The organism is Gelidimonas diazotrophica (genome assembly GCF_055694025.1).
The window spans coordinates 1,845,718-1,862,994 of record NZ_CM146349.1 but is presented as its reverse complement, the minus strand read 5'-3'; the positions used below and the strand labels follow the sequence as shown (position 1 = coordinate 1,862,994).

At 56.8% G+C, this 17,277-nt stretch carries 20 protein-coding genes; 15 read left to right on the top strand and 5 right to left on the bottom strand.

Annotated elements, in window-relative coordinates; translation table 11 throughout:
• Positions 1-48 precede the first annotated feature (48 nt).
• Positions 49-1,722: an MFS transporter gene (locus KGFNPO_RS08645; RefSeq protein WP_472634336.1), complete on the bottom strand. Its 1,674-nt coding sequence runs from the start codon at positions 1,720-1,722 to the stop codon at positions 49-51.
• Positions 1,723-2,015: 293 nt separating this feature from the next.
• Between KGFNPO_RS08645 and KGFNPO_RS08640 the strand changes: the two genes are divergently transcribed.
• The 7 genes from KGFNPO_RS08640 (at position 2,016) to KGFNPO_RS08610 (ending at position 7,482) form a co-directional block, all read left to right on the top strand.
• Complete coding sequence (locus KGFNPO_RS08640) at positions 2,016-3,194, top strand: acetyl-CoA C-acyltransferase (RefSeq protein ID WP_472634335.1); 1,179 nt, start codon at positions 2,016-2,018, stop codon at positions 3,192-3,194.
• Positions 3,195-3,304: 110 nt separating this feature from the next.
• Positions 3,305-3,607: a Dabb family protein gene (locus KGFNPO_RS08635; protein WP_472634334.1), complete on the top strand. Its 303-nt coding sequence runs from the start codon at positions 3,305-3,307 to the stop codon at positions 3,605-3,607.
• Positions 3,608-3,810: 203 nt separating this feature from the next.
• Positions 3,811-4,593, top strand: coding sequence for an SDR family oxidoreductase (locus tag KGFNPO_RS08630; RefSeq protein ID WP_472634333.1), 783 nt, complete (start codon positions 3,811-3,813; stop codon positions 4,591-4,593).
• A gap of 26 nt (positions 4,594-4,619) precedes the next feature.
• Positions 4,620-5,048: a PaaI family thioesterase gene (locus KGFNPO_RS08625; RefSeq protein WP_472634332.1), complete on the top strand. Its 429-nt coding sequence runs from the start codon at positions 4,620-4,622 to the stop codon at positions 5,046-5,048.
• A 90-nt stretch (positions 5,049-5,138) separates the two neighbouring features.
• Positions 5,139-6,068: a glutathione S-transferase family protein gene (locus KGFNPO_RS08620; RefSeq protein ID WP_472634331.1), complete on the top strand. Its 930-nt coding sequence runs from the start codon at positions 5,139-5,141 to the stop codon at positions 6,066-6,068.
• A gap of 26 nt (positions 6,069-6,094) precedes the next feature.
• Positions 6,095-7,000, top strand: coding sequence for an SDR family oxidoreductase (locus tag KGFNPO_RS08615; protein WP_472634330.1), 906 nt, complete (start codon positions 6,095-6,097; stop codon positions 6,998-7,000).
• Positions 7,001-7,035: 35 nt separating this feature from the next.
• A complete protein-coding gene (locus tag KGFNPO_RS08610) occupies positions 7,036-7,482 on the top strand; it encodes a GNAT family N-acetyltransferase (RefSeq protein ID WP_472634329.1) in 447 nt (148 codons plus the stop codon).
• Positions 7,483-7,612: 130 nt separating this feature from the next.
• Here the strand turns inward: KGFNPO_RS08610 and KGFNPO_RS08605 are convergent, their stop codons facing one another.
• The 4 genes from KGFNPO_RS08605 to ygfZ form a co-directional block, all read right to left on the bottom strand.
• A complete protein-coding gene (locus KGFNPO_RS08605; RefSeq protein WP_472634328.1) occupies positions 7,613-7,816 on the bottom strand; it encodes a YjfB family protein in 204 nt (67 codons plus the stop codon).
• Entirely contained in the window at positions 7,806-8,645 is an 840-nt protein-coding gene (locus KGFNPO_RS08600; RefSeq protein ID WP_472634327.1) for an NRDE family protein, read from the bottom strand. The genes KGFNPO_RS08605 and KGFNPO_RS08600 overlap by 11 nt, the downstream gene beginning before the upstream one ends.
• 19 nt (positions 8,646-8,664) lie before the next feature.
• Positions 8,665-8,943 (bottom strand): DUF4936 family protein, encoded by a 279-nt coding sequence (locus KGFNPO_RS08595; protein ID WP_472634326.1) that lies wholly within the window; start codon positions 8,941-8,943, stop codon positions 8,665-8,667.
• Between the two features lie 116 nt (positions 8,944-9,059).
• On the bottom strand, positions 9,060-10,115 hold the full coding sequence (gene ygfZ, locus KGFNPO_RS08590) for a CAF17-like 4Fe-4S cluster assembly/insertion protein YgfZ (protein WP_472634429.1): 1,056 nt from the start codon (positions 10,113-10,115) through the stop codon (positions 9,060-9,062).
• A gap of 164 nt (positions 10,116-10,279) precedes the next feature.
• Between ygfZ and mltG the strand changes: the two genes are divergently transcribed.
• The 8 genes from mltG (at position 10,280) to KGFNPO_RS08550 (ending at position 16,995) form a co-directional block, all read left to right on the top strand.
• On the top strand, positions 10,280-11,299 hold the full coding sequence (mltG, locus tag KGFNPO_RS08585) for an endolytic transglycosylase MltG (RefSeq protein ID WP_472634325.1): 1,020 nt from the start codon (positions 10,280-10,282) through the stop codon (positions 11,297-11,299).
• 2 nt (positions 11,300-11,301) lie between these two features.
• Positions 11,302-11,919, top strand: coding sequence for a dTMP kinase (tmk, locus tag KGFNPO_RS08580; protein WP_472634324.1), 618 nt, complete (start codon positions 11,302-11,304; stop codon positions 11,917-11,919).
• A gap of 84 nt (positions 11,920-12,003) precedes the next feature.
• Positions 12,004-13,038, top strand: a complete 1,035-nt coding sequence (locus tag KGFNPO_RS08575; RefSeq protein WP_472634323.1) for a DNA polymerase III subunit delta' — start codon at positions 12,004-12,006, stop codon at positions 13,036-13,038.
• A gap of 11 nt (positions 13,039-13,049) precedes the next feature.
• Positions 13,050-13,433: a PilZ domain-containing protein gene (locus tag KGFNPO_RS08570; RefSeq protein WP_472634322.1), complete on the top strand. Its 384-nt coding sequence runs from the start codon at positions 13,050-13,052 to the stop codon at positions 13,431-13,433.
• A gap of 9 nt (positions 13,434-13,442) precedes the next feature.
• Positions 13,443-13,952 (top strand): GNAT family N-acetyltransferase, encoded by a 510-nt coding sequence (locus KGFNPO_RS08565; RefSeq protein WP_472634321.1) that lies wholly within the window; start codon positions 13,443-13,445, stop codon positions 13,950-13,952.
• A gap of 198 nt (positions 13,953-14,150) precedes the next feature.
• On the top strand, positions 14,151-14,936 hold the full coding sequence (locus tag KGFNPO_RS08560; protein WP_472634320.1) for a TatD family hydrolase: 786 nt from the start codon (positions 14,151-14,153) through the stop codon (positions 14,934-14,936).
• A gap of 7 nt (positions 14,937-14,943) precedes the next feature.
• Positions 14,944-15,693 (top strand): ankyrin repeat domain-containing protein, encoded by a 750-nt coding sequence (locus KGFNPO_RS08555; RefSeq protein WP_472634319.1) that lies wholly within the window; start codon positions 14,944-14,946, stop codon positions 15,691-15,693.
• A 180-nt stretch (positions 15,694-15,873) separates the two neighbouring features.
• Positions 15,874-16,995 carry a 50S ribosomal protein L11 methyltransferase gene (locus KGFNPO_RS08550; RefSeq protein WP_472634318.1) on the top strand — a complete coding sequence of 374 codons (1,122 nt, stop codon included), beginning with the start codon at positions 15,874-15,876 and terminating at the stop codon, positions 16,993-16,995.
• Positions 16,996-17,277 lie beyond the last annotated feature (282 nt).

The following is a 17,277-nucleotide window of genomic DNA, read 5'->3' as shown; positions in this document are numbered from 1 at the left end:
CGACTATTAAAGCAACTTTTAAAGCAACATTTTTGCGTAAGCCCTGCATCAATCAATTAATCCATCGCTGGCGTAAATGTCCTTGCCGCTGGTTTCCTTGATGTACAGCATGCCGATGACGAATGTCATCAGCGCGATGATCACCGGATACCACAAGCCGTAGTAAATGTCGCCCTTGAAGGCCACCAGCGCGAAAGTGGTGGTGGGCAAAAAGCCGCCAAACCAGCCGTTGCCGATGTGGTACGGCAGCGACATCGAGGTATAGCGGATGCGGGTCGGAAACAATTCCACCAGCAGCGCCGCGATCGGGCCGTACACCATGGTCACAAACAGCATCAGCACGAACAGCAAAAACAGCAGCATGCCGCGGTTGACCTGTTCCGGATCGGCCTTGCTGGGGTAACCGGCAGCTTTCAGGGCGGACGTCATCTGTTTGGTGAAGGCTTCGGTTTGCGCGTCGGCATCTGCGGCGCTCAGGCCGGAGGCGTCAAATCCTTGCAGGATCTGCTCGCCGATCTGGATCGTGGCGACCGAACCGGCAGGGCTGTCGACGTTCGCATAATTGACCGATGCCTTGGTCAGTGCGGTGCGCGCGATGTCGCAGGAAGAATCGAATTTCTTTACGCCAGTGGGATTGAACAGAAAATGACACTCGGCCGGATCGGCTTTGACGATTACGGGTGCGCTGACCTGCGCCGCTTCCAGCGCCGGATTAGCGTAATGCGTGATGGCCTTGAAGATCGGGAAATACGTCAATGCAGCCAGCAAGCAACCGGCCATGATGATCGGCTTGCGGCCGATTTTGTCGGAGAGCGCGCCAAAAACAATGAAAAACGGCGTTCCCAGCAACAGCGAAGCTGCAATCAGCAAATTTGCGGTCTGGCCATTTACCTTCAAGGTCTGGATCAGGAAGAACAGCGCATAGAACTGGCCGGTGTACCAAACTACAGCCTGGCCTGCGGTCAAGCCGAACAACGCCAGGATGACGATTTTCATGTTTTTCCAGCGCCCGAAAGATTCGGTGAGCGGTGCCGGCGAAGTCCTGCCTTGCGCCTTCATCCGTGCGAAAGCGGGCGACTCATGCAAGGACACGCGAATCCAGACCGACACCGCCAGCAGAAAGATCGATACCAGGAACGGAATGCGCCAGCCCCAATCCTGGAACGCTTCTTCACCGACTGCGGTGCGCATGCCCAGAATAATCAGCAATGACATCAGCAAGCCCAACGTCGCCGTGGTCTGAATCCATGCGGTGAAAATGCCGCGCTTGTGATGCGGCGCATGTTCGGCGACATAGATTGCGGCTCCGCCGTATTCACCGCCCAGAGCCAGGCCCTGCAGAATACGCATGGTGATCAGCGCAATCGGTGCGGCAATCCCGATCGAGGCGTAACTTGGCAACAGGCCAACGATGAAGGTTGCACTGCCCATGATCAGGATCGTCAGCAGGAAGACGTATTTGCGCCCGATCATGTCGCCCAGGCGGCCGAAAATCAGCGCGCCAAAAGGGCGCACGATGAAGCCGGCGGCAAATGCCAGCAGCGCAAAGATGAAGCCGGTGTTTTCATCCACGCCCGAGAAAAACTGCCGGGCAATGATGGTGGCGAGCGAGCCATACAGGTAAAAGTCATACCATTCGAAAATGGTGCCCAGCGAGGACGCAAAAATCACCTTCTGTTCTTCTGCCGTGATGACGTGCGCAGGGGGTGTTGCGGGCGCCATTTTTTCTCCTCAAACTATTTTTATCAGGGGCTTGCGCGCAACGCGCTGGTCCAAGCAGTGCTTGAGTTTCAGCTTTGAAGCTTACGTGATTCTTGCGAGGAAATTACAAGCTGGCAGCGCTGCAAGGTGCCAGCTTGATTGAAACTTCAAGCACCTTTTATATTTACGAACGATCGTACTAAATTATGATATTCTGCGATTTGACAAACCCAATGAATGCATCTGCTTTGCTGCAAGCAAGCCCTTTGCCAGATTAGAAAATCCAACACACCACCGATAATTAGGAGACTTTCATGACTGATGCCGTCATCGTATCGACCGCCCGCACTGCTCTGGCCAAATCCTGGAAGGGCGCTTTCAACATGACCCATGGCGCCACGCTGGGCGGTCATGTATTGCACGCCGCGATTGAACGCGCTGGAATCGAGCCCGGCGAAGTGGAAGACGTAATGATGGGCTGCGCCACGCCGGAAGGTGCTACCGGCAGCAATATCGCGCGCCAGATTGCACTGCGCGCCGGTTGCCCGGTGACCACATCCGGCATGACGGTCAACCGGTTTTGCTCTTCCGGGCTGCAAACCATCGCACTGGCGGCGCAACGCATCATCGCCGGCGAAGGCGATATCTATGCGGCTGGTGGCGTTGAGTCGATTTCCTGTGTGCAACAGGAAGCCAACTTGCACATGATCCGGGAAACCTGGCTGCAGCAGCACAAGCCGGCATTGTATTGGCCGATGCTGCAAACCGCGGAAACCGTCGCCAAGCGCTATAACATCGCGCGCCAGCGCCAGGACGAATACGGCGTGCAAAGCCAGTTGCGCGCCGCAGCCGCGCAAGCCGCCGGCAAGTTCGTTGACGAAATCGTGCCGATGACCACCATCATGGGTGTGGCCGACAAGGCCAGCGGCATGCTGATGACGCGGGAAGTCACGATCAGCGCCGATGAAGGCATCCGCGCCGACACCACGCTTGACGCGGTATCGAAAATCCGTTCGGCAATCCCGGGCGGCGTGATTACCGCCGGTAACGCCAGCCAATTCTCCGACGGCGCATCGGTTGCCATCGTGATGAACAGCAAGATTGCCGAAGCCAAAGGCTTGCAGCCACTCGGCATCTTCCGCGGTTTTGCGGTAGCCGGTTGTGAGCCTGACGAGATGGGCATCGGCCCGGTATTTGCGATTCCCAAGCTGCTGAAAAAAGCCGGCCTGAAAGTTTCCGACATCGGCCTGTGGGAACTCAACGAAGCGTTTGCGGTGCAAGTGCTGTATTGCGCCGACACGCTCGGGATTCCGATGGATCGCCTGAATGTGGATGGCGGCGCGATTGCGGTGGGCCATCCGTATGGCGTATCCGGCGCCCGCTTGACCGGGCATGCGCTGATTGAAGGCAAGCGGCGCGGCGTCAAATACGTGGTTGTGACCATGTGCATCGGCGGCGGTCAGGGTGCTGCCGGCCTGTTTGAAGTGGTTTAAGACTCGGCCCTGACTCGGCCCTGAACTCGGCACTTATTGCGCTTGGACATCCAGCACGCAAAGATTTAAGGTGCTGGTCTCTTCAAAATCACATAAACAGGATATCAATCATGATCAAGCACATCGTCATGTGGCAACTTAAAGACCACGCCGAAGGCGCGGACAAGGCCAGCAATGCGGTAAAAATGAAGCAGATGCTCGAAAGTTGCCATGACATCGTGCCGGGCATCCTGAAGCTTGAAGTCGCGCTGGCGCAGGACGGGCTGGAGGCAACTTACGACGTGGTGCTATATGCGGAATTCGAGTCGGTAGCCGCGCTGGACGCGTATCAAAATCATCCGGCGCACCAGGCCATCAAGCCATTTATCGGCGCAATACGGCAGGCCCGGCAGTGCATGGATTATGTGCTGTAAACAGGCTGTAAGTAGATTGTAAATAGCCACAGTATAAAATATACATAGAGGTGTATTTTTAATATCTATTTGTATTAATGCGGGAAGTGCATTGTTTTTATACATACTCCCGTTATATTAAAGTAGTGTGGGTGGAACCCGCGCTTTTCATACGATCACACTGCGCGGGTGTCACCCGCCCAACCTTACAACCAGGAAAACACATGCGTACAGTTCAGCAACTCTTTGATTTACAAGGTAAAACCGCGCTGGTTACTGGCGGCTCGCGCGGACTCGGGCTGCAGATTGCGGAAGCGCTGGGCGAATTGGGCGCAAAAATCGTGCTGTCGTCGCGCAAGCAGTCCGATCTGGACGATGCGGTCGCGCACCTGAAGCAGCGCGGCATCGAAGCCAGCGCGATTGCCGCCGATTTGTCGCAGGACGCCGCCATCGAGCCGCTGGTAACGCAGGCGCTGGCGCGTCTCGGCCATATCGACATCCTGATTAACAATGCTGGCGCCACTTGGGGCGCACCCGCTGAAGACCATCCGGTTGAAGCCTGGGACAAGGTGATGAACCTGAATATCCGCAGCATCTTCCTGGTCTCGCAAGCGGTGGGCAAACGCGCAATGATTCCGCGCCAATACGGTCGCATCATCAACCTGGCCTCGATTGCTGGCCTCTCTGGCAATCCGCCCGGCACCATGGATACCATCGCTTACAACACTTCCAAGGGCGCGGTCATCAACTTCACCCGCACGCTGGCAGGCGAGTGGGGCAAGTACGGCATCACCGTCAACGCCATCGCACCCGGCTTTTTCCCATCCAAGATGACCAAAGGCGTGCTGCAAAACATCGGCCTCGACGCTCTGTGCTCTGGCGTGCCGCTGCAGCGCATCGGCGACGATGAAGACTTGAAAGGCATCGCGGCACTGTTTGCGTCCGACGCCGGCAAGCACATCACCGGCCAGATCATGGCGGTCGATGGCGGCGTGAGCGCAGTCTGATGGGAATTGCGCCGGCATCCGCTGCCATGCCTTTTCCGGTCGAAATCCCGTTCCTCAATGAAATCGGCGTCGAATTGCTTAGTATGGGCGACGGCCAGGCGCAAGTCGCCGTCGATCTGCAAGGACGCCACATGAACAGTTGGGCGGTCGCCCACGGCGGCCTGACGATGACGCTGCTTGATGTGGCGATGTCGCTGGCCGGGCGCTCGATTTTTCCGCAAGCCAAGGGCGCAATCACGGTCGAAATGAATACCAGCTTCCTGCAACCCGGCGGCAAGCCGGGCAGCCGCCTGATTGCCATCGGCAAAGCATTTCATCGCTCGACTTCGCTGTGTTTTTGCGAAGGGGAAGTCTGGAACGGCGACAAACTGGTAGCCAAGGCCATGGGCACCTTCAAATACCTGCGCCACTTTGATGACGGTAGTACGCCATTGCCCGGGCAAGTGGGCGACTGATTTTTAGTCAATTAGTCAATCAGCCAATCAATCAATCAATCAATCTCGCTGCGACTGCCGTGTAGTTCGCAGCCAGCAACTGGAGAAGCCATGCCGGATCTTATTTTTCATCATTACCCGAATTCCCCGTTTTCCGAGAAAGTGCGGCTGATCTTCGGCTTTAAACAGCTGGCATGGCAATCGGTGAATATCCCGGTGATCATGCCGAAACCGGATTTGACCGCGCTGACCGGCGGTTATCGCAAAACGCCGGTGCTGCAAATTGGCGCCGACATCTATTGCGATACAGCATTGATTGCCGAGGTACTGGAGCGCATCGCGCCGACGCCATCGCTGTACCCGAGCGCAGTGGCAGGGCTTGCCAGGACGCTGGCGCAGTGGGCCGATTCGACATTGTTCTGGACTGCCATCGCGTACGCATTCCAGCCGGCTGGCATGCAGGAAATGTTCGCCAATGTGCCCGAGCAGCACCTCAAGGCGTTTGCGGCCGATCGCGCCTTGTTGCGTAGCAACGCAGCGCGCATTTCGGCGGCCGACGCCACCGGCCAGTTACGCCAATACCTGGGCCAACTGGAATCGATGCTGGAACAAGGCACGTCTTATCTGCTGGGCAACGCGCCTTGCATCGCGGATTTTTCGGTGTATCACGCGATCTGGACCATCCGGCGCATCGACGCGGTGGCCGGTTTTCTGGACGCCGCACCCAAGCTGCTGGCCTGGGCCGACCGCATGGCCGCCATCGGCCACCATCAGTGCGGCAAGTTGCGCGCCGAGGATGCACTGACAATTGCCCGCGACAGTACGCCTGCGGTCATTGATGTTGCAGCATTCGTCGATACCCACCGCATTGCCCTCGGTACGCAAGTCACCATCGCCGCCACCGATTACGGTGTCGATCCGGTGGCCGGCGAACTGGTCATTTGTAGCGCGGAGGAATTTGCCGTGCGCCGCAGCGATGACCGTGCCGGCACGGTGGTGGTGCATTTTCCGCGCTTAGGTTTTCAACTCAAAAAAGCGTAATTTTCAAAAAACAATCAGGAGACAAGATGCAAAATTTCAAGGATAAAGTCGCCGTCATAACTGGCGGTGCAGGCGGTTTCGGCCGCGAGTTCGCCCATATCGGTGCGCAACGCGGCATGAAATTGGTATTGGCCGACGTGCAGCAAGATGCACTCGATCAAGCCAAAGCCGAACTCGAAGCACAGGGCGCGCAAGTGCTGGCCATGATCTGCGACGTGCGCAAGGCCGAGCAGGTGCAAGCGCTGGCAGACGCCACCATGGCGCGCTTCGGTGCGGTGCATCTATTGTTCAACAATGCCGGCGTGGGCTCCGGCGGCCTGGTGTGGGAAAACTCGGTGGCCGACTGGGAATGGGTGCTGGGTGTGAACCTGTGGGGCGTGATCCACGGCGTACGCATCTTCACGCCGCTGATGCTGGAATGCGCGAAGAAGGAAGCCGGCTATCAGGGCCACATCGTCAATACCGCTTCCATGGCCGGTTTGCTGAATGCGCCGGCAATGGGCGTCTATAACGTCTCCAAACATGCGGTGGTGTCGCTGTCGGAATCGCTGTACCACGACTTGCAACTGGTTGAAGCGCCGATCGGCGCATCGGTGCTATGCCCGTATTTTGTGCCGACCGGCATCAGCCAGTCGCACCGCAACCGACCTGACGATGTGAAAATGATGGCAAAGCCGACCGCCAGCCAGATGGCATCGCAAATCATGACCGACAAGGCAGTCAGTTCCGGCAAGGTCAGTGCGGCCGATGTCGCGCAATGGACTTTCGATGCTATCAGCGACGGCAAGTTTTACATCTACTCGCATCCGGACGCACTGGCCGGGGTCCAGATCCGGATGGAAGAGATCGTCAGCCAGACCAATCCGAGTGATCCGTTTGCCGCCACGCCGCACATCCGCGACATGCTGCGGGCCAAGATGAAAGCGGCGTAAACTGCTGCCTTTGAAAAACTTTCTCCAGGATATTTATGACTATTCGCATTGCACTCGGTGATTGGGCCACCCAAAAGCCCGAAGCACAAGCCATTCGTTATGCGGTTTTTGTACTGGAGCAAAAAGTCCCGCTCGAAATGGAATGGGACGAGATGGACGCGCAGTGCCTGCACGCGGTCGCTTTCATGCCGGATGATGATGGTGTGGAACGTGCCGTTGGCACTGGACGTTTGTTGCCGGACGGCCATATTGGCCGCATGGCGGTGCTCAAAGAAGCGCGCGGCAACGGCGTCGGCGCTGCGCTACTGCTGGCGCTGATGCAACAGGCACAGCGGCGCGGCGAGCATCAAGTGGAACTCAGCGCCCAGACCCACGCCGAAATTTTTTATGCCCGCCACGGCTTCGTGCGCGAAGGCGAGCAATACCAGGACGCCGGGATACCGCATGTGCATATGCGGCATATCTTCAATGAACGTAGTTGACTTCCATAATCGGACCACGAAAAGCACGAAGACACGAAAAAAAAATCAAAAGGGCTGTATTTTCAAGCCCTTTTGATTTTTTTTTCGTGTCTTGCGTGGATAGTACTTATTTGTTAATGCAATAAAAAATTCAAGCGGTTGTATTCACATTCTGGCCCAGATGCGGCGGCAGATTGCTGGCTGCTACCGGAATTTCCGACAAGCCGGCGATCAACGCTTCTGCATTGGACGCGCCGATGTCCATGGCTTTCTTGAGTACCGAGATGCCGATTGCGTCATTGGTCTGGGTTGATGCAAGGGATGTTGCCAGGCTGGCAATGCTGCTAACGTCCATGATGATCTCCTTCGGGGTTGTATTCTGAGTAGCGACAGCTGCGTGCATTACTTGAATGCAATCGTTCGGGTTGGGCGTCCTGCTTTGGGGCGAGGGCGATGCTTGGGCGGGTGCGTTCGATCAGCGCAGCGGGAGCCTCGTTATAGAGCCGCACCAAAGTCGATGCGCGGGTACCGTAATTCGGCGCTTCGATATACGGCGCCGACAACAGGCGTTCCAGTTCGATATCGATGCCGGTTTTGGGCAAGCGGCAATCGGAGGCGGCGCGGGTGGTGTCGAACAACATGTCGAAATAGGCTTCTTCCGGCGCACGCTGGCACAGCAGGCTGGCAAATTGCGCTTTTGTGCGCACCACTTTCGGCCACGGTGTGTCGAGCAACGCGTTCGATATGCCGTAAATTCCCGGCGCCAATGGCTGACCGTTGCGCACATCTTCCGCGCCACGATTGGAAAACCAGATCAATTGTTCGCGGTCGCCGACCAGCAGATTGAAGCCGTTGTATTCCGCTGTAGTGTTCCGGATCGCGTCGATATAGCTGCGCGGGCGCATGTCGCCGCGCAGAAAATCGGCCACCAAATTGCCGCGCGACGGCGCATCGGTGCGCTTTTCGGACGGTGCGCGGATATTCGTGATGGCGGCAAAACGGCCCGGCTGGGTAATGCCCATCCAGGTGCCTCCGGCCTGCAGATCGCGTCCCGCGTAGATTTGCGGGTAATCATCCCAGGCCATCGCGGGTGCAGTGGGGCGATCCAAAAATTCATCACGATTGGCGGCCGCAATCAGTGGCACATCGGGCAACACATGCCAGGCGAAGACGATCAAGCACATAAGCTGGTTTCCAATAAAGCTATAAAACGGGGATAAAACGTTCAATATGGCGTTCGCCATCGATCAGCGGCGCGATTTCCGCGGCAGCCAATGCTGCTGCCAACGCTGCATCGAAGCCCTCCGGCACCGCCAGATAGACTTCCATCCAGGTCTGGCGACCATCCTGCCGATCAGGGCGGCGCTTGAGAGCGGTGCCGATCTGATGTTGCTGCCGGAGTGCAGCCTGCATCGGCAATACCTTGTCGCGCAATGTTTGCGCCTGTGCATCACCGACTTGATAGTAAATGTAATAATCCATGCAGACTTGCCTCAACAAATGAAAATATATGGGGTATAGATAAAAACAAATGCTTTCCCGCATATATTCATTGCGCATTTAAAAAATACAAAGTCTAGTATATTTGGTGGGCGAAATTATTCCGGATCATTCGGCAACGCATACGGCAGCGCCCGGAACTGCAGCGGTGCGCCGTCGGCAGCGCCCAGATGGATCGTGCCCTCCGCGACTGCGGCAATCTTTATTTCGACCAGACAATCAAAATCATCGCCTGCGCTGCGCTCGGCATTGACGATCATGCCGCAAGGCTGCAACGGATCGCTGCTGGAGAAAACTTCCATGCCGGCAGTGACGGTAACGGTGGGAGCGCTGACGCTGGCCGCCAGCATGCGGCGCTTGAGTTTGCCCAGATACTGCATGCGGGCCACGATTTCCTGGCCGGGATAACAGCCTTTCTTGAAGTTGACGCCGCCGATCAGTTCCATGTTCAGCATTTGCGGCACGAACTGTTCTTGCGTCGGCAGGGTAATTTGCGGCACGCCGGCCTGGATTGAGGATAAACGCCAGGCGCTGTTGCCGACCGGAGCGAGCTTTGCAGTCAGCGCCGGCCAGGCGTCTTGCGCTGCTTCTGCGCTGGCAAACCACTGATAACGTGGAGCATCAAAAGCGTCCGCCAGACGCAGCACAGTGCCGGCGTCATTGCTGACGCTGGCATACGGTGCCGCCGGCAGGGCAGGGAACCAGGCGTTCAACGCAGCGCCGGCCGCCCGCCCGCCGAGTCCAAGCAATACATGGCTGTGGTTCAAATCGGTCAATGTGGCTTTGGCGCGCATCACGTACATCTGCAAGCGCTTCTGGATCGCCGGCTGTAAAGAACGCGGCAACTGCAGCAAAATCGTCTCAGCCGGTTTCCACATCAGGAAGGTTGCCAGCAGGCGGCCTTTGGGCGTGCAATAACCGGCCAGCCGCACTTCATCGGCGCCCAGATGGGCCACGTCGTTGGTCAATTGATTATGTAAAAAACCGGCAGCCTCTTCGCCGCCAACGGCGATTACACCCAAGTCGGCCAGCGGCGCGACGAAGCCGGCCTGTAGCGTTGCCAGCGGCGCAGGCTGGCCGAAATGCAGTTCGGACGGATTGTCGTTGCTAACGTGTGCGCCTTGCGCGGCCAAAAATTGCAACCAATTATTCATCATCCCTGTCTTATACCCATAATAGTCATCAAATCGGCGTTGCCGTCATTTGCAACTTAAATTGTGCCTTCGCGCCCGATACCGTATCCAGGCGCGCCCTATGCTTTATCATTGTGGGCGATTATAGAGCCGCTAAAAAAATTACGCCGGAACCACTATCAGACATGTATTTCCTGAAAAAATTATTATTAAGTTGCATCATATTGGGGCTATTGGCTGGTGCCGGGTTGTACTTCTGGGCCAACCAGCCGATCCAAAGCGGCGCGCAAAATGTGCCAAATGTGCCGTATCAAAGCCTGCCATTCACCATTAAGCCCGGCAGTCACTTGCGCAGTACCGCCGATCAAATCGTCGCTGCCGGCATTCCGGTCAATGCCGAGCTACTGACGCTGCTGGCGCGCATCACCGGCCAGGCCGGAAAGATCAAGGCCGGCAGCTACGAGTTGAAGCCCGGCGCAACCCCGAAAACACTGCTTCGGCAAATGGTGCTTGGCCAGTTCGCGCAAGAGTCCCTGGTCATCATCGAAGGCTGGACTTTCAAGCAGATGCGCAGTGCGATGGCCGCGCATCCGGGCCTGAAACACGACACCATCGACCTTACCGATGCACAACTGCTGGCCGAAATTTCCCAGGAATACAAGCACCCGGAAGGCCTGTTCTTTCCCGATACCTACCTGTTCGCCAAAGGCGCGAACGACCTGCAGATTTACCGTCAGGCAAATACCGCGCTGATGGCGCGCCTTAATGACGCCTGGAGCAAGCGCGACGTGAGCCTGCCGTACAAGACACCGTATGAAGCGCTGATCATGGCTTCCATCGTCGAAAAAGAGACCGGCAAAAAGGCAGACCGCAACACGATTGCCAGCGTGTTCATCAACCGGCTGAAAGCCGGCATGATGCTGCAGACCGATCCGACCGTGATTTACGGCATGGGCGAGCAATATAACGGCAATATCAGCAAGCGCGACCTGCAAACCGATACCGCCTATAACACTTACACCCGCGCCGGCCTGCCGCCGACCCCAATCGCGTTGCCGGGCGCCGAATCGTTGCGGGCAGCGCTGGCGCCGGCGAATACCGATTCCTTGTATTTTGTTGCGCGGGGCGACGGCAGCAGCCAGTTTTCAAGCAATCTGGATGACCATAACCGCGCCGTCAACAAATATATCCGTGGGGGAAACTAGCCATGCGCAATCCGGAACGCGGACAATTCATCACTTTCGAGGGCATCGATGGTGCCGGCAAATCAACCCATATCGGCTTCGTCGCCGAGTTGCTCGCAGCCAGCGGCAAAACCGTGGTCACGACGCGGGAGCCGGGCGGCACGCGCTTGGGCGAAAAGCTGCGCGAATTGTTGCTGCATGAAAAAATGCACCTGGAAACCGAAGCCCTGCTGATGTTTGCCGCCCGTCGCGAACATATCGTGCAAGTGATCGAGCCGGCGCTGGCACGCGGCGACTGGGTCATCTCGGACCGCTTTACCGATGCTACTTTTGCTTATCAGGGCGGCGGCCGCAAGCTTGACTTGCACAAGCTCAATCTGCTGGAGCAATGGGTGCATCCGGATTTGCAACCCGATCTGACTTTGCTGTTCGACGTGCCGCTGGAAGTGGCGCGCGCACGCCTGGATGCAAGCCGCACACTGGACAAGTTCGAGCAGGAACAGGCGGATTTTTTTGGCGCCACGCGTGCCGAATATTTGCGCCGCGCGACAGAATTTCCGCAGCGCTTTCGCATCGTCGACGCCACCCAGCCGATTGTCAGTGTTCGTAAAGTACTTGAAGAAATCGTTACAAGTCTTTGATACTTTATTCCTGAAAAAATTTTGAAATGACATTTAACTTTACATATTTAACTTTAATAAAAAATCATAATAGTTTGATTATTAATGAATAATTTGATTTACCCCTGGCATAAAACAGCGTGGCAACAGTTGCAGCAACAGCGCGACCGGATGCCGCACGCGATCCTGCTCCACGGCACGCAAGGGATCGGTAAAACTGTTTTTGCCGAGCGCTTGGCGCAAGCGGTGCTGTGCGATGCGCCTGACGTTAATGGTCATGCCTGCGGCCAATGTGCTTCCTGCGGCTGGTTTGCTCGCTACAGCCATCCCGATTATCGCCGTGTGCGGCCGGAGATTCTGGAGCCGGACGGCGGCGCAGCGGAGGATGGAGAATCCGACGATGGCAAGAAAGCTGCAAAAACCACCAAGGTGCCGTCCAAGGAAATCAAGATAGGCCAGATCCGGGCGCTGGCGGATTTCATGAATATTTCCACCCACCGGCACGGCAAGCGCGTGATCGTGCTGTATCCGGCCGAAGCGCTCAACGAGATGGCAGCCAACGCATTACTGAAAACCCTCGAAGAACCGGCACCGGACACCTTGTTTCTGCTGGTCACCAATAGCATCGATCGCTTGTTGCCGACCATCTTGTCGCGCTGCCGAAAATTTGCGCTGAACATGCCATCGACCGAGCAAGCTCTGGCCTGGCTGCAACAGCAAGGCGTCAATGACGCCGCCGTCTGGCTGGCGCAAGAGGGCGGAGCGCCGCTTGCGGCCAGCGCCCAGGCGCAGGCTGGCAATCGCGAAGAGATTGACGCGCTGCTGGCTTTGCTGGCCAAACCTGGTGCAGAGGCGCTGCTGAAAACCGCCGACCGCTTGCAAAAAGTGCCTGCAACCCGTCTGGTAACGTGGCTGCAACGCTGGTTGTTCGATCTGATTTCTGTCAAGCTTGCCGGCAAAATTCGGTATTACCCGGCGCACCGCACGGCGCTTGCGGTACTGGCGGAACGCATCGAACCGCACGCCTTGTTGCGGATACTGAAAGCCACCAGCCAACGCCGCGCGATTGCGGAACATCCGCTGTCGGCCAAGCTGTTCGTGGAAGACATGTTGCTGGATTATTTGACCTTATTCCCTTGAAAGCACCCACAATGAATGACGCTAGCGCAGCCGTCACGGCAGCAACCACAGCAATCGGCCGGCCGTCAGTACTGTCGCTGTCGATCAAGGAGAGGTCGGCGCTGTATTCCGCGTATATGCCTTTGTTTAAGAATGCCGGCATCTTCGTGCCGACCAACAAATCTTATAAGCTGGGGGATGAGATTTATCTGATCCTGTCGCTGATGGACGATCCGAACAAATATCCGATTGCCGGCAAGGTGGCCTGGATCACGCCGGCCAATGCGCAAAACAACAAGACGCAGGGCATCGGCGTGCATTTCCCGGACGATGAAAGCGGCAAGCGTGTCAAGCATTCGATCGAGGTGCTGCTGGGGTCCGCCTTGCATTCGACCCGCGCCACGCACACTTTATAAAACATGCAAATGTCTTATAGCTATCGCCCAGCCCGCCTCGAGGACTTGCCAGCCATCGTTGCTATTTACAATTCGACTGTCGCATCGCGCATGGTCACGGCCGATACCGAGCCGGTCAGCATCGCATCGCGCGATGCCTGGTTCGCCGAACATTCGCCGGAAAAACGTCCGCTGTGGGTGGTTGAATCGAAGGCTGGCGGCACAGTTAGCATTCTCGGCTGGCTTTCGTACTCGAATTTTTACGGCAGACCCGCGTATGCCGGCACCGCCGAACTCTCGATCTATTTGCATCAGGACGCTCGCGGCAAAGGATTGGGCAGTTATCTGCTGTCGCAAGCTATTCGCTGTGCGCCGGAAATCGGCGTACACACCTTGCTCGGCTTCGTCTTCGGCCACAACCTGGCCAGCCTGAAACTATTCGACGGCTTCGGCTTTGCGCGCTGGGCCTTGTTGCCGCGTGTAGCTACACTGGATGGCGTTGAGCGCGACTTAATAATCCTGGGCAAGCGGGTGGGGTAAATTCGCTTTGCGATATTTTGGGAGCAGGATTTTTCGGTCATCTTGCGGTAAATGTCGGGCTTCGCTGCACTCAGCGCCAACCTAATGGGTATTTTTTAACTCCGCATAATTTATATGCGGAAAATCATATGTTTTTTGCCATACTCCCTAATTTTGTCTAATTATCCGGATTCTGCAGGAAACGCGTAAAGTCACACTATGTATATCGATTCCCATTGCCACATCAATTTCCCTGAACTCGCAGCCAGGATGCCCGAAGTTCTGGCCCGCATGGCGGAAAACCGTGTCACGCATGCGCTGTGCGTAAGCGTCGATCTGCCGGACTTTCCGCAAGTGCTGGCGCTGGCCGAGCAATATCCGCACATTTATGCTTCGGTTGGCGTGCATCCCGATTATGAAGACACGCCGGAGCCGAGCGTCGAACAACTGGTTGCGCTGTCGCAGCACCCTAAAGTCATCGCCATCGGTGAAACCGGGCTCGATTATTTCCGCCTGAAAGGGGACCTGGAATGGCAGCGGGAACGCTTTCGCACCCATATCCGCGCCTCCAGAGTGAGCGGCAAACCGCTCATCATCCACACCCGCGCCGCATCCGCCGATACGATACGGATCATGCAGGAGGAGGGCGCCGGTAATGCGGCCGGGGCAGGTGGCGCTGCCGGCGTCATGCATTGCTTTACCGAATCGCTGGAGGTTGCGGAAGCGGCTATGGCGCTGGGGTTTTACATCTCGTTTTCCGGCATCGTCACTTTCAAAAGCGCCAGGGAATTGCAGGCGGTGGCGCGTGTGGTGCCGCTGGAACGCATCCTGATCGAAACCGATTCACCCTATCTGGCGCCGGTGCCGCATCGCGGCAAGATGAACGAGCCGGGCTTCGTCATGCATGTGGCTGAGTACCTGGCCGATCTGAAGGGCGTTCCGTTGGCGCAAGTTGCGCAACAGACCAGCGACAATTTTTTCAATCTATTCAATGTCATACGCTGAATTCATCATGTCGATTATTAAAAGTAATTTGGGAAGCGTTGTCAGCCGAATTTTCAGTCGAATCTTCAGCCGAATTTTCGGCCGAAAATTGCGCCTGGCAGCGCTTGCCGGCTGGATTGCAGCGCTGGCATTGATTGCGACGCCGGCTTTTGCCGACTCCTATACCGATTTTTTCCGTGCGGTGGGCAACGATAATGCGGGCGAAGTATCTTCCTTGCTTCAGCGCGGTTTCGATCCCAACACCATAGAAGCCAAGCGCGGCGATACCGGCTTGATGCTGGCAATTCAGGGCGGCTCCAAAAAAGTCATTGAGGTGCTGATCCATGCGCACAACATCGACTATGAAGCCCGCGCATTCAATGGCAACACCGCCCTCATGCTGGCCGCCTACAAAGAGTTGCCGCAGGTGGTGCAAACGCTGCTGGACAAGGGTGCCGAGGTCAACCGCCCCGGCTGGACCGCGCTGCATTACGCGGCAACAGTGGGTAATAACGATATCGTGCAACTGCTGCTGGATAAATTCGCCTACATCGACGCCGCATCGCCGAACGGCACCACGCCGATGATGATGGCGGCGCGTTCCGGCCACATCCTGACGGTCAAGTTATTGCTCGATGCCGGGGCCGACGCCACCCTGAAAAATCAGCTGGGCATGAGCGCGATTGATTTCGCGGTCAAATCCGGCCACAAGGATATTGCCGAAGGATTGCAATATCAACTTGAGAAAGCCGGCAAGCTGCAGCCAGCAGGCAAATAATGCGGCTGCGTTGGGGCGCTTCAACATACCAACAACCATCGCGTTTTTTTATCGCGCACGTTTATTGCGCATTTTTATCACACACTTTTATCAGGTCGATTCCATGCGTTTGCATTTTCATTTCAATGCGTTGCCAATATTGCAGCGCCAAGTTGTTCTCTGCCAGCGCAAGGCGTCGCAATGAGCAACCATCCGGTTATTTGTTGGGTTGAAGAGGGCGTAGAGCGCAGCGCCCGTTGGCATTCCGAAAGCGCAGCACCGGCGCCCAAGCGCGTGCTGATTGCCGATGACCGCATGGCGGCCGACACTGCATATCGGCTGGCTTGCGAAGGCAATGCGCTGTTGTGGCGCGGTGATTTTCAGAATGCGCGCCAGTTATTGCAAGCGCTTGCGCGGCGCGCCGACCGCAAGCCGCGCAAGTCGTCCGAAGTGCCGAGCGAAGCTTTTCATCTGCATCGTCAAGCACAGTCCCAACGTGCACGCACGCTGGCGATGCTGTTGTTGCCGCTGGAGGCCGACTATAGTATTCCGCTGCGACGCGCACCCGATGTGCAGCAAGCTTGCATGGAAGCCTATGGCCCGGGCGAAGTCGCTTCGGTGATCTCGTTGCGTGAATTGCTGGGCTTGATTGGCGCTCATGAATGGCGCAAAAAAGGGGTGGAAATTTCAGCTCTGGACGGGCGCATCCATCCGCATTACGGCGTATTTTCACCCATACGCGGCGAATATGTGGCGCTGGTGGCTGAAACGCCACTGCCGTCGCTGAAGCTGGCTTTCGATATCGGCACCGGTAGCGGCGTACTGGCCGCAGTGCTGGCGCGGCGCGGCGTCAAGCGCATCATCGCCACCGACCAGGACCCGCGTGCGCTGGCCTGCGCCAATGAAAACATCGCCCGGCTCGGACTCGCCGCGCAAGTCGACGTGGTGAAGGCAGATTTGTTCCCAGACGGACGCGCACCGCTGATTGTGTGTAATCCGCCATGGTTGCCGGCACGGCCCAGCGCCTCCATCGAATCCGCGATATACGACCCCGATAGCCGCATGCTGTACGGATTTCTGAATGGTTTGGCCGCCCATCTGGAGCCGGGCGGCGAAGGCTGGCTCATCCTCTCCGATCTGGCCGAGCATCTGGGCTTGCGTACTCGCGCCGATTTGCTGGCCGCCTTTGATCGAGCGGGATTGAAAATCGTGGCCCGAACCGATATCAAGCCGCATCATCCGCGCGCCAGCGACGCTACCGATCCGCTCCACAAAGCGCGCGCCGCAGAACTGACATCGCTATGGCGGCTCGCAATCGGTTGATTCGAAGCTTGTACTAAGCCTTTTTTTAAGATAAGTCGGCCGCGAATCCAAGTGGCGTACGTGAATTTCGGTACCAAACTGGCGAAAATACCCGGGCTGATCGGCATCGATTCGCCCGGGTTGCTGATTTCGTCAGTGCTGCTGGAGAAATTTTCGATGATTTCAAACGGTTCTTGATTTTTTAACGCGAGACGTTAGCAGAATTAGGCATGGGAGTACTTGAGGATGGCATTGTAATTATTGCATCCCAATAATTTCGCATAATTTACATTATGTTAAATA

What these genes read in the sequence shown, in the direction of transcription:
- KGFNPO_RS08565 (WP_472634321.1), top strand. Translation starts at nt 13,443, where the DNA reads ATGTCTTATAGCTATCGCCCAGCCCGCCTCGAGGACTTGCCAGCCATC.
- KGFNPO_RS08605 (WP_472634328.1), bottom strand. Translation starts at nt 7,816, where the DNA reads ATGGACGTTAGCAGCATTGCCAGCCTGGCAACATCCCTTGCATCAACC.
- KGFNPO_RS08600 (WP_472634327.1), bottom strand. Translation starts at nt 8,645, where the DNA reads ATGTGCTTGATCGTCTTCGCCTGGCATGTGTTGCCCGATGTGCCACTG.
- KGFNPO_RS08570 (WP_472634322.1), top strand. Translation starts at nt 13,050, where the DNA reads ATGAATGACGCTAGCGCAGCCGTCACGGCAGCAACCACAGCAATCGGC.
- KGFNPO_RS08620 (WP_472634331.1), top strand. Translation starts at nt 5,139, where the DNA reads ATGCCGGATCTTATTTTTCATCATTACCCGAATTCCCCGTTTTCCGAG.
- KGFNPO_RS08575 (WP_472634323.1), top strand. Translation starts at nt 12,004, where the DNA reads ATGAATAATTTGATTTACCCCTGGCATAAAACAGCGTGGCAACAGTTG.
- KGFNPO_RS08625 (WP_472634332.1), top strand. Translation starts at nt 4,620, where the DNA reads ATGCCTTTTCCGGTCGAAATCCCGTTCCTCAATGAAATCGGCGTCGAA.
- KGFNPO_RS08555 (WP_472634319.1), top strand. Translation starts at nt 14,944, where the DNA reads ATGTCGATTATTAAAAGTAATTTGGGAAGCGTTGTCAGCCGAATTTTC.
- KGFNPO_RS08610 (WP_472634329.1), top strand. Translation starts at nt 7,036, where the DNA reads ATGACTATTCGCATTGCACTCGGTGATTGGGCCACCCAAAAGCCCGAA.
- tmk (WP_472634324.1), top strand. Translation starts at nt 11,302, where the DNA reads ATGCGCAATCCGGAACGCGGACAATTCATCACTTTCGAGGGCATCGAT.
- mltG (WP_472634325.1), top strand. Translation starts at nt 10,280, where the DNA reads ATGTATTTCCTGAAAAAATTATTATTAAGTTGCATCATATTGGGGCTA.
- KGFNPO_RS08635 (WP_472634334.1), top strand. Translation starts at nt 3,305, where the DNA reads ATGATCAAGCACATCGTCATGTGGCAACTTAAAGACCACGCCGAAGGC.
- KGFNPO_RS08550 (WP_472634318.1), top strand. Translation starts at nt 15,874, where the DNA reads ATGAGCAACCATCCGGTTATTTGTTGGGTTGAAGAGGGCGTAGAGCGC.
- KGFNPO_RS08645 (WP_472634336.1), bottom strand. Translation starts at nt 1,722, where the DNA reads ATGGCGCCCGCAACACCCCCTGCGCACGTCATCACGGCAGAAGAACAG.
- KGFNPO_RS08640 (WP_472634335.1), top strand. Translation starts at nt 2,016, where the DNA reads ATGACTGATGCCGTCATCGTATCGACCGCCCGCACTGCTCTGGCCAAA.
- KGFNPO_RS08630 (WP_472634333.1), top strand. Translation starts at nt 3,811, where the DNA reads ATGCGTACAGTTCAGCAACTCTTTGATTTACAAGGTAAAACCGCGCTG.
- KGFNPO_RS08595 (WP_472634326.1), bottom strand. Translation starts at nt 8,943, where the DNA reads ATGGATTATTACATTTACTATCAAGTCGGTGATGCACAGGCGCAAACA.
- KGFNPO_RS08560 (WP_472634320.1), top strand. Translation starts at nt 14,151, where the DNA reads ATGTATATCGATTCCCATTGCCACATCAATTTCCCTGAACTCGCAGCC.
- ygfZ (WP_472634429.1), bottom strand. Translation starts at nt 10,115, where the DNA reads ATGAATAATTGGTTGCAATTTTTGGCCGCGCAAGGCGCACACGTTAGC.
- KGFNPO_RS08615 (WP_472634330.1), top strand. Translation starts at nt 6,095, where the DNA reads ATGCAAAATTTCAAGGATAAAGTCGCCGTCATAACTGGCGGTGCAGGC.